12 protein-coding genes are annotated in these 14,611 nt (G+C 61.3%); 2 read left to right on the plus strand and 10 right to left on the minus strand.

Features of this window, described 5'->3' with window-relative positions; translation table 11 throughout:
* Positions 1-174: 174 nt before the first annotated feature.
* From KW841_RS02915 to KW841_RS02930, 4 genes are all read right to left on the minus strand, one after another.
* Positions 175-1,149, minus strand: a complete 975-nt coding sequence (locus tag KW841_RS02915) for a FecR domain-containing protein (RefSeq protein ID WP_218473409.1) — start codon at positions 1,147-1,149, stop codon at positions 175-177.
* Positions 1,146-1,664, minus strand: coding sequence for an RNA polymerase sigma factor (locus KW841_RS02920; RefSeq protein ID WP_218473410.1), 519 nt, complete (start codon positions 1,662-1,664; stop codon positions 1,146-1,148). The genes KW841_RS02915 and KW841_RS02920 overlap by 4 nt, the downstream gene beginning before the upstream one ends.
* Positions 1,665-1,858: 194 nt before the next feature.
* Positions 1,859-2,566 (minus strand): PolC-type DNA polymerase III, encoded by a 708-nt coding sequence (locus KW841_RS02925; protein WP_007980367.1) that lies wholly within the window; start codon positions 2,564-2,566, stop codon positions 1,859-1,861.
* Positions 2,563-4,503 carry a putative nucleotidyltransferase substrate binding domain-containing protein gene (locus KW841_RS02930; protein ID WP_218473411.1) on the minus strand — a complete coding sequence of 647 codons (1,941 nt, stop codon included), beginning with the start codon at positions 4,501-4,503 and terminating at the stop codon, positions 2,563-2,565. The genes KW841_RS02925 and KW841_RS02930 overlap by 4 nt, the downstream gene beginning before the upstream one ends.
* 253 nt (positions 4,504-4,756) lie before the next feature.
* On the opposite strand from KW841_RS02930, the gene KW841_RS02935 reads away from it, so the two are divergent.
* On the plus strand, positions 4,757-5,203 hold the full coding sequence (locus KW841_RS02935) for a response regulator (RefSeq protein ID WP_218473412.1): 447 nt from the start codon (positions 4,757-4,759) through the stop codon (positions 5,201-5,203).
* Between the two features lie 95 nt (positions 5,204-5,298).
* Here KW841_RS02935 and KW841_RS02940 read toward each other — a convergent pair whose 3' ends face one another.
* Positions 5,299-7,476, minus strand: coding sequence for a malate synthase G (locus tag KW841_RS02940; protein WP_218473413.1), 2,178 nt, complete (start codon positions 7,474-7,476; stop codon positions 5,299-5,301).
* Positions 7,477-8,021: 545 nt separating this feature from the next.
* Here KW841_RS02940 and KW841_RS02945 point away from each other — a divergent pair.
* A complete protein-coding gene (locus tag KW841_RS02945; protein WP_102700735.1) occupies positions 8,022-8,540 on the plus strand; it encodes a glycine cleavage system protein R in 519 nt (172 codons plus the stop codon).
* A gap of 215 nt (positions 8,541-8,755) precedes the next feature.
* Here the strand turns inward: KW841_RS02945 and rarD are convergent, their stop codons facing one another.
* The 5 genes from rarD to KW841_RS02970 all read right to left on the minus strand — a co-directional run bounded on the left by rarD (position 8,756) and on the right by KW841_RS02970 (position 14,578).
* Positions 8,756-9,643 (minus strand): EamA family transporter RarD, encoded by an 888-nt coding sequence (gene rarD / locus KW841_RS02950; protein ID WP_095964118.1) that lies wholly within the window; start codon positions 9,641-9,643, stop codon positions 8,756-8,758.
* 216 nt (positions 9,644-9,859) lie between these two features.
* Entirely contained in the window at positions 9,860-10,834 is a 975-nt protein-coding gene (locus KW841_RS02955) for a serine/threonine protein kinase (protein ID WP_102670838.1), read from the minus strand.
* A gap of 209 nt (positions 10,835-11,043) precedes the next feature.
* Positions 11,044-12,945 (minus strand): PhoX family phosphatase, encoded by a 1,902-nt coding sequence (locus KW841_RS02960; protein WP_218473415.1) that lies wholly within the window; start codon positions 12,943-12,945, stop codon positions 11,044-11,046.
* A gap of 65 nt (positions 12,946-13,010) precedes the next feature.
* Entirely contained in the window at positions 13,011-13,775 is a 765-nt protein-coding gene (locus tag KW841_RS02965; RefSeq protein WP_218473416.1) for a TOBE domain-containing protein, read from the minus strand.
* Positions 13,776-13,837: 62 nt separating this feature from the next.
* Positions 13,838-14,578, minus strand: coding sequence for a ComF family protein (locus KW841_RS02970; RefSeq protein WP_218473417.1), 741 nt, complete (start codon positions 14,576-14,578; stop codon positions 13,838-13,840).
* Between the last annotated feature and the right edge of the window lie 33 nt (positions 14,579-14,611).

Genomic DNA, 14,611 nt, shown 5'->3' on the forward strand with positions numbered 1-14,611 from the left:
AGGGTTTCAGGCGTGCGCCTCTGTGGCGAGGGGGCTCGCCCCCGTTCGGCTGCGAAGCAGGCGTAAAGTCAGCGAACACCGCCTGTCAGGAAAATGCAGGGGGCCGCTTCGCGACCCAACGGGGCGGTGCGGCGATCCGACAAGCCCCCTCGCCACAGGGTTCTGTGTGCGGGTTCAGGGCTTTGTTTCGGCCTTGGCGACTACCTTCACCCACCATTGCGTGTGCTGTTCGATCTGCACCGGCAGGGTCGGCAGCAGGGCATTGAGCGCCAGGTCGGTGTCACGCAGCGGGAAACTGCCAGTGATGCGCAGGTCGGCCACTTCCGGCGCGACGCCTGTGTGACCGGTTCGATAGCGACCGATTTCATGCACCAGATCTTCCAGCCGCGTGTTGTCCACCACCAGCATGCCGCGGGTCCAGGCATCCGCGCCGAAGTTGACGGCCAGAACCGGACCCAGGCCGTTATTGCGGATCAACACTTGCTGACCTTCGCGCAGAATCTGTTCATCCGGGCTGGACTCGGGGTGAACCGCCACCGCCGACTGCAATACACTCAGGCGTGTGCCTTCTTCTTCACGCTTGACCAGAAACCGCGTACCCAGCGCGCGCATGCTGCCGTCACGGGTTTCGACGATGAACGGCCGGGGATCGCCATGACCGGTTTCAACCAGGATTTCGCCTTCCTGAAGCACGATGCGCCGCTGCTTCTCATCGAAGCGCACATCCAGGGCACTGTGGGTGTTGAGATTGACCAGCGTGCCATCCGCCAGGCGCAGGGTGCGCTGCTCGCCAACAGCGGTGCGCTGGTCGGCCAGCCAGTAATCGATCGGCAGGTAACGTGGCCCGGCAAATAACGCCAGGCCGATCACGGCCACCACGCTCGCCACGCCATTGCCGAGTTTGCGCACCCGTCGGCGGATGCCTTCGCGCGATTGCAGCAGGGCTGTGCGGGCCGGGCCACTGGCTGCGCTGAAGCGTTGGTCGAGCATGCCCAACTGGCGCCAGGCGCGGGCGTGCTCTTCGTGGGCAGCGTGCCACTTGGCGAATTCTTCGCGCTCTACGGGGTTGGCGCCATCCATGGACAATTGCCAGGCAATCGCTGCGTCCAGCACGTTGGCCGATACCGGTTTGGAACCGAGCGGGTTCATGTCGGCTCACCGTACAGCGCGATGTAGCATTGGCGAATGCCCTGGGCCAGGTACTGGCGCACCCGCGGCACCGATACCCCCAGGCGCTCGGCGATTTCTGCGTGGCCAAGACCGTCGAGACGGTTGTAGAGGAACGCCGCCCGGGCCTTGGTGGAAAGCTGGCCGAGCAAACGGTCGATGTTTTTCAGGTCTTCGAGGATCATCTGCTGCTCTTCCGCCGAAGGTTGTTCAGCTTCGGGAATCAGCATCAGCTCGGTGAGGTAAGCCTGCTCCAGCGCGGCGCGACGGAAATAATCGAACAGCAGGCCCTTGGCGATGGCCACCAGGAATGCCCGCGGTTCGCGTGGTTCCTTCAGTTCCTCGCGGCCCAGCAAGCGCACGAACGTGTCCTGGCTCAGGTCTTCGGCCCGCTGTGGGCAGGCGACATTGCGTCGAAGCCAGGCCAATAGCCAACCGCGATGGTCGCGATATAACGCACCGACGAGCTCAATTTGAGGGCTTGGGACTGACGACACGCCGCATCACCGCTTGGGAAGTATTAACTAACGAGAATTGTTCGCGATTGTGGCAGAGGCGCGGGAGGTCCGCAATCGGCGTTGGTCGGGAGAGCGCGTCATCGTTCATCGCGGGCAAGCCCACTCCCACAGGGGTTTCGGTACTCCTGTGGGAGCGGGCTTGCCCGCGATGAGGCCAGAGCAGGCGCCGAAGACTAGAAGGACGGCGCTTGTTGCCGCCGCTTCCACTGACTCAATCGCTGTTGCAAATTCAACGGGCTATGAATCTGCTGCTGCCGTGCGCGGCTGAACAGGATCAGCGCCAGTTCAGCGGTGGCCAGGGCGTCGGCACTGGCGTGGTGGCGTTCGAAGACTTCGAGCTTGAACCAGTCGATCCAGTCGTCCAGCCCGGCCTCGCGAAAGTGCGCCTGGGGGCATAGCAGCGGTGCAATGTCCGCCACGTCCAGAAACGGATGCTGCAACTTGAAACCCAGGTGATCTTTCAGCGCACGGCCGAGCATGTGCTGGTCAAACGGCGCGTGGAAGGCCAGTACCGGACTGTCACCGAGGTACTCCATCAAGTCCACCAGCGCTTCTGCTGGATCGCTGCCCGCCGCAATGGCGCTGGGGCCAATGCCGTGGATCAGCACACTGGGGCCGAGTTTTACTTGCGGATATTGCAAGGTGCGTTCGAACTGCTGGCGAAAATCGATGGCCCCATCCTCGATCGCTACCGCCCCAATCGACAACACATGGTCCTTGTTCAGGTTCAGCCCGGTGGTTTCCAGATCGAGTACCACCCAGCGCTGTTCACGCAGGCTGCATTCGCCCAGGGCGGCAGCGGCCGGCAAGCGTTCCAGACGATGTTGCAGGTCGGCGGGCAGGGTGGGACTTGGCGGGCGCAGCCAGGAAAACAGGCTCATAACTGATACCGCAAGGTCAGGCTGCTCTGCAGGCGTTGGGCCTGACGCAGGGACTCACGCAGGATGCGCCGGTCCAGGTGATTGAGGCTGTCGGGATCGACCCGGTTCGAGTAGGGAAAATTCTCCCGGGTCTGCAATTGATGTTGCTGCATGCGGGTTTGCTGGATGAAGTGATAGGCCTCTTCGTACGCGGCGCCGTCCAGGGGGTCGATGACCTCTTTGGCGACCAATTGGCGAAAACGCTCCAGCGTGTTATTGGCCTCTATGCCATGGGCCAGGGCCAGCAGTCGGGCGCCGTCGACAAATGGGGTCAGCCCCTGAACTTTCAAATCCAGGGTGGCCTTCTCGCCATTTTTGCGCGTCAACACGAACTCGCGCAAACGCCCTACGGGCGGGCGATTGCGCAGCGCATTTTCGGCCATCATGCGCTGGAACAAACGGTTGTCACCGACCTGATCGAGAATGCCCCGACGCAACTGCTCGCAGCCTTGCTCGCTGCCCCAGACCACGCGCAGATCGAAATAGATGCTCGAACCCAGCAGGTTCTCCGGGTTGGCCTCGCGGATGAACGCCGCAAAGCGCCGCGCCCATTCGGCCCGGGACAGGCACAGCTCGGGGTTGCCGGCCATGATATTGCCCTTGCACAAGGTGAAGCCGCACAGCGCCAGGCTCTGGTTGATCTGCTGGGCGATGGGCAACAACTTGCCGCGAATCTCGGCGGCATGGGCTGCATCCCTGGCTTCGAACAGAATGCCGTTGTCCTGATCGGTGTGCAGGGTCTGCTCGCGACGGCCTTCACTGCCGAAGCACAGCCAACTGAATGGCACGCCGGGATCGCCTTTTTCGGCGAGGGTCAGTTCGATCACCCGGCATACGGTGTGATCGTTGAGCAGGGTAATGATGTGGGTGATCTGCGTCGAAGACGCGCCATGGGCCAGCATGCGCTCGACCAGTTGGCCGATTTCGCCCCGCAGCGCCACGAGGTTTTCCACCTTCTGCGCGTTGCGGATGGTGCGCGCCAGGTGCACCAGGTCGACCCGTTGCAGGGAAAACAGATCGCGCTCGGAAACCACGCCGCACAAGCGTTGGTCCTTGACCAGGCAGACATGGGCGATGTGACGCTCGGTCATGGCAATCGCCGCGTCGAATGCACTGTGATCCGGCGACAGGAAAAACGGTGCCCGGGTCATGTGCCCTTCGATGGCTTCGTTGAAATCACTGCTGCCGTTGGCCACGGTCTGACGCAGGTCGCGCAGGGTGAAAATCCCCAGTGGCACCTTGAGTTCATCGACCACCACGATGCTGCCGACCTGTTGTTCGTGCATCAATGTCACGGCTTCGCGCAAGGGTGTATGCGGGGCGCATGACACCGGGTGGCGCATGGCCAATTCACCCAGTCGGGTATTGAGCGAATATTGGGTGCCGAGGGTTTCCACGGCTTTTTGCTGCACTTGCTGGTTGACCTGATCCAGCAGGCTGCTGACGCAGCGCAGGGCGAAGTTGCGGAAGGTGTCCGATAGCGAAAACAGGCGGATGAACGCCGGCTTGTTCAGCTGCAGGCAAAAGGTGTCTTCGCCGGCGAGGTGCTCGGTGCGGGTCGCCCGTTCACCCAGCAACGCCGCGAGGGGAAAACATTCGCCGGTGGTGATCTCGAAGACTGTTTCGGAGCCACCTTTTGCCGTATCCGGACGCTCACCCACGACTCGGCCTTGCTTGACGATATAGAAGTGCTCGACCGGGCCGTCGGCGGGTTTGATGATGCTCTCGCCGGGGGCGTAGAAACGCAGCTGACATTGCTCGACCAGATACGCCAGGTGCGCGTGCTCCATCTGGTTGAAAGGCGGGAAGCGCTGAAGGAATTGCAATGTACCCTGGATGTTCTGCAACACCGCGGTTTTCCCTGCCTGTGTGAAGGCGTCCGCTTTACTCATAACCATTACCGCAGTCTTTTTTGAATTGTTGTAGTCGGATGACCAGGACATGGTCGACCCCTGTGGCCGGGGTGCCCATTGGACGTAAGTCTAGGTAGGCTGTTAGCGTCCTGAAATGTCGGAGGAATCCTACGCAAACGTGCGAAAAACCTCTCTTCTGCCCTATTGGAAAATTTTCCGACGAGGTGCACATTGATGGTCTGCTTAGCGATGTCTCACCACTGTGCTAGGGAATTGTATTGAATATGTAGAGAAAGCCATGTCCGACCACGATATTTTGAGCGACGCCGAGCGCGAAGCGCTGAGTGCAGTCATGCTGGAACCTGACCTGCCACCGCAACGGGTGCTGATCGTCGACGACGATAAAGATGCCCGGGAGTTGCTGTCAGAGATCCTGGCACTGGACGGTATTCGCTGCCTGAGCGCGGCCAGTGGCGAAGCGGCACTCAAGATGCTGGAGGAGAAACCTTCGATCGGACTGGTGATTACCGACCTGCGCATGGGGCATGTCGACGGGCTGGACCTGATCCGACAGGTGCGCGAGTCGGTACGGGCGGCGTTGCCGGTCATCATCGTCTCGGGCGATGCCGACGTAAAAGATGCGATCGCCGCGATGCATTTGAATGTGGTGGACTTTCTGCTCAAGCCGATTGATGCCGACAAGCTGCTGGAGTTGGTCAAGCATGAGCTTGGGATTGAGCCTTAGTCCAAGCCCGCGCCCACAAAGAGCAACAAATCATGCAAACAAAAAAGCCCTGATCTTTCGATCAGGGCTTTTTCATGTCCGGCGCAGACGCTCAGTTACAGGCCATTGACGGCCTTGAACTCGCGACGACGACGGTGCAGGACCGGCTCGGTGTAGCCGTTCGGCTGTTTGGTACCTTCGACCACCAGTTCGACCGCTGCCTGGAAGGCGATGTTGCTGTCGAAGTTCGGGGCCAGCGGACGGTACAGCGCGTCGCCGGCGTTCTGACGGTCAACCACCGGCGCCATGCGCTTGAGGCTTTCCATGACCTGCTCTTCGGTGACGACGCCATGGCGCAGCCAGTTGGCGATGTGCTGGCTGGAAATACGCAGCGTGGCACGGTCTTCCATCAGGCCGACATCATTGATGTCCGGCACTTTCGAACAACCGACGCCCTGGTCGATCCAGCGCACGACGTAACCGAGAATGCCCTGGCTATTGTTGTCCAGTTCGTTCTTGATCTGTTCGGCGGTCCACTGCGGGTTCACCGCCAGCGGGATGGTCAGGATGTCGTCTACCGAAGCATGGGCACGTTTGGCCAGTTCGGCCTGACGGGCGAACACGTCGACCTTGTGGTAGTGCAGTGCGTGCAGTGCAGCGGCAGTCGGCGAAGGTACCCAAGCGGTGTTGGCACCGGCCAGCGGGTGAGCGATTTTCTGTTCGAGCATCGCTGCCATCAGGTCCGGCATGGCCCACATGCCTTTACCGATTTGCGCGCGACCTTGCAGGCCGGTGCTCAGACCGATATCGACGTTGGAGTTCTCGTAGGCGCCGATCCATTTTTCCGCCTTCATGTCCGCCTTGCGCACCATCGGGCCGGCTTCCATGGAGGTGTGGATTTCATCGCCGGTGCGGTCGAGGAAACCGGTGTTGATGAACACCACACGCTCGCTCGCCGCCTTGATGCAGGCCTTGAGGTTGATCGTGGTACGACGCTCCTCGTCCATGATCCCGACTTTCAAGGTGTTGCGTGGCAGGCCCAGCACGTCTTCGATACGACCGAACAGCTCGTTGGTGAACGCGGCTTCTTCAGGGCCGTGCATCTTCGGCTTCACGATATAGACCGAGCCGGTGCGGCTGTTCTTGCGCGAGCTGTTGCCGTTGAGGTTGTGGATCGCCGACAGGCAGGTCACCAGGCCATCGAGAATGCCTTCCGGCACTTCGTTGCCCTCTTTGTCGAGGATCGCGTCGATGGTCATCAGGTGGCCAACGTTGCGCACGAACAGCAACGAACGACCGTGCAGGCTCAGTTCACTGCCATCGACTGCGGTGTAGGTGCGGTCGGCGTTCATGGTGCGGGTAAAGGTCTGACCGCCCTTGGCGACGTCTTCCGACAGATCGCCCTTCATCAGGCCGAGCCAGTTGCGGTAGATCACCACTTTGTCATCGGCGTCGACGGCGGCAACCGAGTCTTCGCAGTCCATGATGGTGGTCAGTGCGGCTTCCATCAGGATGTCTTTGACGCCGGCCGCGTCGGTCTGGCCGACCGGGGTGCTGGCGTCGACCTGGATTTCGAAATGCAGACCGTTGTTTTTCAGCAAGATCGCGGTCGGTGCAGCGGCATCGCCCTGGAAGCCGATCAGCTGGGCGTCGTTGCGCAGGCCGGTGTTGCTGCCGCCTTTAAGGGCGACCACCAGTTTGCCGTCGACGATCTTGTAGCCGGTGGAATCGACGTGGGAGCCGGCCGCCAATGGCGCCGCTTCGTCGAGGAAGGCACGGGCGAAGGCGATGACTTTGTCACCGCGCACCTTGTTGTAGCCTTTGCCTTTTTCCGCACCGTTGGCTTCGCTGATGGCGTCGGTGCCGTAGAGCGCGTCGTACAGCGAGCCCCAGCGGGCGTTCGAGGCGTTGAGCGCAAAGCGGGCGTTCATGACCGGCACCACGAGCTGCGGGCCGGCCATGCGGGCGATTTCGTCATCGACGTTTTGCGTCGTTGCCTGGAAATCGGCCGCTTCTGGCAGCAGATAACCGATGTCTTGCAGGAAGGCTTTATAGGCCACGGCGTCGTGCGCCTGACCGGCACGCTGTTGGTGCCAGCCATCGATACGAGCCTGGAAATCATCGCGTTTGGCGAGTAGGGCTTTGTTCTTCGGCGCCAGGTCATGGATGACCTTGTCGGCACCGGCCCAGAACTTATCGGCGGTGAGGCCGGTACCGGGAATGGCTTCGTTGTTCACGAAGTCGAACAGGACTTTGGCGACCTGCAGGCCACCGACTTGAACGTGTTCAGTCATTGCTTGCCTCACTCTGCTCAGCTATTTCGCTTTTCAGCTCTTCAATTTAACAATGAAGCCTTTGGCCATTTAAACCACAAACCCCTCTGCCAGTACATGCCCATGACGGGCGGCTGGGTTGGGACCAATCAACGGCTTGGGGCCTTGCTGACAGGGCTTTCAGGGTTGCGAACGTGCCGGCGGCAGACATCGATCCAACGTTATGTAGTGCGCGCTGCGGCATACTACATGATGAATTGCGGTTGTGAAAATTAGACTAATCACGTCGTTCTGCGACCCCATGACGCATTGCGGTCACGGCGCGAAACAGGATGTTCTCAAAAAAGCAGTAGATTGTTCCAGTTAAATATCAAAAGTTGTACACGATTTGTTTGATCGGTCAGGTCGGCGGTGCATCCATTCGCGAGCAAGCCCGCTCCCACAAAAGCCTGCACAACCGTGTGGGAGCGAGCCTGCTCGCGAAGGCGCCTGACCTGTCAGCGCAGGTTCAACCCTTGCCTATACTTGGTTCTCTGCAACAAAAATCATGACCAGAGGGCTGCGCCATGGACCACCTCGTACTCACCGTTTTCGCCCCGGACAAACCCGGGCAAGTCGAGCGCATTGCCCAATGCATTGCCGAGCACGGCGGCAACTGGCTGGAAAGCCGTATGTCGCGCATGGCCGGACAATTCGCCGGCATTCTGCGGGTGGGGGTGCCGGCCGAGGCCTATGACGAATTGGTCGATGCCCTCCAAGGCTTGTCCACCCAGGGCATTCGCGTATTGATCGCCGAAAGCAGCATCGAACAATCCTGCACCTGGAAGCCGATCGCGATGGAACTGGTGGGCAATGATCGCCCGGGGATCGTGCGTGACATCACACGCTTGTTGAACGAGCAGGGGGTGAGTCTGGAACGGTTGGTTACCGAAGTGCGCCCGGCACCGATGAGCAGCGAGCCGTTGTTCCATGCCGAAGCGATTCTTGCCGTTCCGCTGACGCTGTCGCTGGACGTCCTGCAATCGCGCCTGGAAACCCTGGCCGACGATCTGATGGTCGAACTGGTGCTGCGCAGTGAGCCCTGATCAGGTTATCCAAGTAAAACGTGCACCGGCCTGTGGATAACCTGTAGAGACACCCCGCCAGGCCACGCGGACCGGGGTTCTTCAGGATCTGATCAAAAAACCAGCAGTTTCAGCCACTTGCGCACAATCGGCGGGGATCACGCTGTGGATAACCTTGGGAAGGAATGGTGCAGGCCACGGAACTCGTGGCCTGTAGAGGTTTGTGTGTTTTTTGATCAGCTGCGGCGACGCAAACTGAGCCACGCATCCACGCTGTAAACCGCCAGACCGGCCCAGATGAACATGAACGCTACCAGGGTGCTGGACGACAGGTGCTCGCCAAACAGCAACACCGCTTGCAGCAGCACCAATGTCGGCGCCAGGTACTGGAGAAAGCCCAGTGTCGTGTAGGGCAAATGCCGCGCAGCCGCGTTGAAGCAGACCAGCGGCACCAGCGTGACCGGTCCGGCTGCCACCAGCCACCAGGCTTCTGACGTGGTCCAGAACTCGGCCTGAGCGCTGTGGGCGGTCGGGTTGAACAGCAACCAGGCAATGGCAATCGGCACCAGCATCCAGGTTTCCACCACCAGCCCCGGTAGTGCCTTGACCGGCGCCTGCTTGCGAATCAGCCCGTAGAATCCGAAGGTCAGTGCCAGCACCAGGGACACCCACGGCAGGCTGCCGACTTGCCAGACCTGTTGTGCCACACCCACAGCCGCCAGACCGACGGCAATCCACTGCATGCGCCGTAGTCGTTCGCCAAGGATCAGCATGCCCAGCAACACGTTCACCAAGGGGTTGATGTAGTAACCGAGGCTGGCCTCCAGCATGCGGCCGTTGTTTACCGACCAGACGTAGGTCAGCCAGTTGGCCGCGATCAGCGCACCGCTCAGGGCCAGGATCGCCAGGCGTCGCGGGTTCTCCCGCAGCTCACGCCACCAGCCGGGATGCTTCCATACCATCAGCAACAATGCGCCGAACAGCGCCGACCACAACACCCGGTGGATGATGATTTCCACGGCGGGCACGCTGGCGATGGCTTTGAAGTAGAGGGGGAAAAGTCCCCAGATGATGTAGGCACTCAGGCCCAGAATGTACCCGCGACGCGGGTTGGCGGCTTGCATGCAGAATCCTTGCTTAGGCAGCTAACAAAGAGAGGATTGTAAGGAGATTCGTCTGCGAATGTCCTGCCTGAATAGGTAGGTCATTTGTGAACATCGGTACCTGTAGGAGCGAGCCTGCTCGCGATGGACGTCAACGATAACGCGTGCTGTCTGGATAAACGCGTTGCCCTTGCGTTCTTCGCGAGCAGGCTCGCTCCTACAGGGGGGCAGGGTGGGTCAGAAGAGTTTTAGTGGCTCTTCCTGGAGCGCTGCCAGTTGTTCGCGCAGAGCCAACACCTGATCACCCCAGTAACGCTCGGTGCCGAACCACGGAAAGCTGCGGGGGAACGCCGGATCGTCCCAGCGACGAGCGAGCCACGCGCTGTAGTGCAACAGACGCAGGGCGCGCAAGGGTTCGATCAGCGCCAGTTCGCGCGGGTCGAAGTCGTGGAATTCGTTGTAGCCATCCATCAGTTCCGACAACTGGCTCAGGCAATCCTGGCGATCGCCGGCGAGCATCATCCAGATGTCCTGTACCGCCGGGCCCATGCGGCAGTCGTCGAGGTCGACGATATGGAACATCTCGTCGCGGCACATCATGTTGCCGGGGTGGCAGTCACCGTGCATGCGGATGTTCTGGTGCGGCGTGTTGCTGTAGGCATCTTCCACACGCTTGAGCAGATCGCGGGCCACCGACTCGTAGGCCGGCAGCAAGCTGCGGGGGATGAAGTTGCCGTCGAGCAACGTGGCCAGCGAGTCATGGCCGAAGTTTTTCACCGCCAGCGCTTCACGGTGCTCGAACGGCCGGGTCGAGCCGACCGCGTGCAGGCGTCCGAGCAACTGGCCCAGGCGATACAGTTGATCGAGGTTGCCCGGCTCCGGTGCGCGGCCGCCGCGGCGGGGGAACAGGGTAAAACGGAAACCGTTGTGTTCGTGCAGGGTTTCACCGTTGTGGATCAACGGCGCCACGACCGGCACCTCGCAGTCGGCGAGTTCGGCGGTGAACTGGTGTTCTTCCAGAATCGCTTCGTTGGACCAGCGTTGTGGCCGGTAGAACTTGGCGATCAGTGGCTCGGCGTCTTCGATGCCGACTTGGTAGACGCGGTTCTCGTAGCTGTTGAGCGCCAGGATGCGCGCGTCGCTGAGAAAGCCGATGCTTTCGACGGCATCGAGCACGAGGTCTGGCGTAAGGGTTTCAAACGGGTGGGCCATGCTGACTCCTGCGCGCAGCAGGCTGCTGCGTCCGGCCAGGCATGGTAGCGCAGACGGCGCGGTTTTAGTGGTTGGGCTTGAGAAGTGTGGTGTCCGGGCTGACGCCTTCGCGGGCAAGCCCGCTCCCACAGGAGATCTTCGGTGTGCCGCCGATCGCATGCGCACCGACAATCCAATGTGGGAGCGGGCTTGCCCGCGAAGAGGCCGAATCAGGCGCCGACGATCCCGCCATCTTCCCGGCTGATCGCCATCACCGAAGAGCGCGGCTTGCCATTGGGCAGATGCTCGGGGAAGGTCGAACCACCGTTTTCACCCGGGTGCTGGATCCCGACAAACAGTGTTTTCTGGTCCGGCGAGAAGCTGATCCCGGTCACCTCGCAGCCCACCGGCCCGACCATGAAGCGGCGAATCTCGCCGGTCGCCGGATCAGCGCAGAGCATCTGGTTGTTGCCCATGCCGGCAAAGTCACCGGTGTTGCTCACATCGCCGTCGGTCAGGATCCACAAGCGGCCGGCCTTGTCGAAGCCCAAACCGTCCGGGCTGTTGAACATGTTCTGCGGCGTGATGTTCGACGAGCCGGCCTTTGGCGTCCCGGCATGTGCGGCCGGGTTGCCGGCCACCACAAACAGGTCCCAGGCAAAGGTGTGTGAGGCGTGATCGTCGCGCTCGGTGCGCCAGCGCAGGATCTGGCCGTAGACGTTCTTCTCCCGCGGGTTCGGTCCGCCCACCGGTTGTCCGTCTTCGCCGCGTTTGGCGTTGTTGGTCAACGTGCAGTAGACCTGGCCGTCCTTGGGGCTGACCACGATCCATTCCGGGCGGTCCATGCGCGTGGCTTTCACCACACTGGCGGCGAGACGGGCGTGGATCAGCACCTCAGCCTGATCGGCAAAACCGCTGCTGGCGTCGATACCGTTTTTGCCGTGGGTCAGTTCGATCCATTCACCCTGGCCTTTCGGGTGATCGGCGTTGCCGTCCCCGGCATCGAAACGCGCCACATAGAGGGTGCCGTGATCGAGAATGTCGCGGTTGGCCTTGGGGTTCTTGTGGTCGATCTTGTCGCGGCTGACGAATTTGTAGATGAACTCGCCGCGCTCATCGTCGCCCATGTACACCACGGCATGGCCATCGCCGGTTTCGGCCAGGGCGGCGTTTTCGTGTTTGAAGCGGCCCAGGGCGGTGCGTTTGACCGGCGTCGACTGCGGATCGAACGGATCGATTTCCACCACCCAGCCGTGACGGTTGAGCTCGTTGGGGTTCTTGGCCAGGTCGAAGCGCTCGTCGTGTGGGTGCCAGTTGATCTCTTTGCTGGTCACCACCGCGCCGTAGCGTTTTTGAGCCGGGTCGAATTTCTGCTCGGCGTTGCTGCTGCCGAAGCAGTCGGTGAAGTTTTCTTCACAGGTCAGATAGGTGCCCCACGGCGTCTTGCCGTTGGCACAGTTCTGGAAGGTGCCGAGGACGTTCTTGCCGTGGGGATCGGCGCTGGTCTTCAGCAGTGCGTGACCGGCGGCCGGACCGCTCAGGCTGATCGGCGCATTGCCGTGAATGCGGCGGTTGTAGCGTGAGCCCTGGACGAATTGCCATTGGCCGTTCTTGCGCTGCACTTCAATCACCGACACGCCTTCGCAGGCCAGCGCCTTGCGCACGTCTTCCGCCGATTGCGGCATGCCGCCGTGGGCGTAGAGGTAGCGGTAGTTGGTGTATTCGTTGTTGATCGCCATCAGCGCGCGGTCTTTTTCGCCCGGAAATTCGAACAGGCTCATACCATCGTTGTTATCGCCGAACTGGACTTCCTGATGCTCGGCGCTGCCGTTGCCGCTCGGGTCGAACGCCGGGCCGTCCTTGTGCAGGGGCTGGCCCCAACTGATCAGCACCGAGGACTTGTAGCCCGGTGGCAGGGTGATGGCGTCGCTGGTGGCGGCGGCAATGCTGTCAAAGCCCAGCAACTGGCTGTTACCGGCGCTGACGCTGGCGGCCATCACACTGCGGCTCAGCAGGTTGCCGCCGAGGAACATCGCCGCGCCGCACAGGGCACCTGCGCTGATGAAGCGGCGACGACTGAGGCCGACCATGGTTTCGAGGTCGGTGGATTGGTTTTCTTCTAATAGGCTCATTTCAGGCTCCCTGCGGTTTTGCAGACACCTTAATGATGAGTAATGAACCTTTTGTTGCAGTTTGCTTAAAGCGGCGTACCCAGCAGAACCTTCGATGGCGAAAACTCCACACGCACGGGTTTGCCGCAGGTCAGCCCCAATGCCTGCAGATGCGTCGGTTCGTCCAGCGCGCACAGGGTCAGGCCGTTAGGCAGGGTGATGCGCACTTCGCTGGGGCCATCGTCGGCGTCGAGAATCTTCTCGATGATGCCTTTCAGGCAATTGTGTCCCGGCGTTTCGGCTGAATCGATCTCCAGCACATCGAGCCAACCGGCCTTGATCAAGGCCACGACTTCGGTGCCGATCTGCAATTCCAGGCGCTCGGTGCTGTCGTGGGTGATTTGCGCGTCGACGATCAAGCCTTCGGCGACTTCGAGGCGAATCAGGTCGTTGCGTCCCTGGGACTCGATCGCCACCACCTTGCCGTGCAACTGATTGCGCGCGCTGGTGCGCAGCATCAAACGCCCGAGCAGGTCGAGGTCGCTGGCATCTTCAGCGGCTTCCAGCACCTGGGCCTGCAAGGCTTGCAGCTTCTGGTACAGCCGCAGCACCCGCTCGCCTTCTTTGGAGAGGCGGGCACCGCCGCCACCCTTGCCGCCGACAATCCGCTCCACCAACGGCTTCTGCGCCAGGTTGTTCAGCTCATCGATGGCATCCCAGGCAGCCTTGTAGCTCAGGCCCGCACTTTTTGCCGCACGGGTGATCGAGCCTTGTTCGGCGATGTGCTGCAGCAGGGCGATGCGCTGCGGACGGCGGACAATGTGCTGGGACAACAAGGTGGGCAAAGACATGGCAAGTCGCTTTGGGTGGTGGCGATGGGGGGACGTTGGCGGCTTGGTACGCGCGAGTCAAGTCAGGGTGTCTCGCCGGGCTTGGGCGTGCGGGCCAGGCAATAGACGTCGACCCGCGCTGCACCGGCGTCGATCAACAACCAGGCCAGGGCCTGGGCCGTGGCACCGGTGGTGAGGACGTCGTCGATCAGGGCCAGGTGCCGGCCTTTGACGGCGGCTCCGGGTATCAGGCTAAAAGCGTTGCGCAAATTCTTGCGGCGCGCTTGGGCATTCAAGGCCTGTTGGGCATCGGTGTCCTGAGTTCGCAACAGCAACCGTTCGTCGCACGGAATGTCCAGAGCGTCACTCAACCAGTGGGCAAGCATCGCCGCCTGGTTGAACCCGCGCTGGCGCAGGCGCCGGGTGGCCAGCGGTACCGGAATCAGCGCATCGGGTCGCTGCAGATCGTCTTCGAAGCGATGTTGCAGGTATTGAACGAGAAGTTCGGCGAGCAAGCGGCCAAACGGCCACTTTGCGTTGTGTTTGAAACGGGTGATCAGACTGTCAACCGGAAAGCTGTAGGTCCAGGGGGCAATCACCTGTTCGAAGGCCGGTGGCTGCTTCAGGCAATGGCCGCAGGTCAGGCCCGCGGCCGGCAGCGGCAGGGCGCAGGTTCGGCAGTGAGTGCCAAGCCAGGGCAACTCGGTTTCGCAGGCCGTGCAGACCGGGGCGATGCCGTCGGTGGGTTCATCGCACAAAAGGCATGATTGATTGTTTTTTGACCAGATGTAAACCAGTCCTTTGTTCTGTGGTTGACAGCGCATCACTCTTCCTTAAATATGCCGAAACATCTGTGA

This window comes from Pseudomonas sp. PDM28 (assembly GCF_019219115.1).
In the GTDB taxonomy this organism is placed as follows: Bacteria; Pseudomonadota; Gammaproteobacteria; order Pseudomonadales; family Pseudomonadaceae; genus Aquipseudomonas; species Aquipseudomonas laurylsulfatiphila.

What these genes read in the sequence shown, in the direction of transcription:
- KW841_RS02915 (WP_218473409.1), bottom strand. Translation starts at nt 1,149, where the DNA reads ATGAACCCGCTCGGTTCCAAACCGGTATCGGCCAACGTGCTGGACGCA.
- KW841_RS02925 (WP_007980367.1), bottom strand. Translation starts at nt 2,566, where the DNA reads ATGAGCCTGTTTTCCTGGCTGCGCCCGCCAAGTCCCACCCTGCCCGCC.
- KW841_RS02930 (WP_218473411.1), bottom strand. Translation starts at nt 4,503, where the DNA reads ATGGTTATGAGTAAAGCGGACGCCTTCACACAGGCAGGGAAAACCGCG.
- KW841_RS02935 (WP_218473412.1), top strand. Translation starts at nt 4,757, where the DNA reads ATGTCCGACCACGATATTTTGAGCGACGCCGAGCGCGAAGCGCTGAGT.
- KW841_RS02940 (WP_218473413.1), bottom strand. Translation starts at nt 7,476, where the DNA reads ATGACTGAACACGTTCAAGTCGGTGGCCTGCAGGTCGCCAAAGTCCTG.
- KW841_RS02945 (WP_102700735.1), top strand. Translation starts at nt 8,022, where the DNA reads ATGGACCACCTCGTACTCACCGTTTTCGCCCCGGACAAACCCGGGCAA.
- rarD (WP_095964118.1), bottom strand. Translation starts at nt 9,643, where the DNA reads ATGCAAGCCGCCAACCCGCGTCGCGGGTACATTCTGGGCCTGAGTGCC.
- KW841_RS02955 (WP_102670838.1), bottom strand. Translation starts at nt 10,834, where the DNA reads ATGGCCCACCCGTTTGAAACCCTTACGCCAGACCTCGTGCTCGATGCC.
- KW841_RS02960 (WP_218473415.1), bottom strand. Translation starts at nt 12,945, where the DNA reads ATGAGCCTATTAGAAGAAAACCAATCCACCGACCTCGAAACCATGGTC.
- KW841_RS02965 (WP_218473416.1), bottom strand. Translation starts at nt 13,775, where the DNA reads ATGTCTTTGCCCACCTTGTTGTCCCAGCACATTGTCCGCCGTCCGCAG.
- KW841_RS02970 (WP_218473417.1), bottom strand. Translation starts at nt 14,578, where the DNA reads ATGCGCTGTCAACCACAGAACAAAGGACTGGTTTACATCTGGTCAAAA.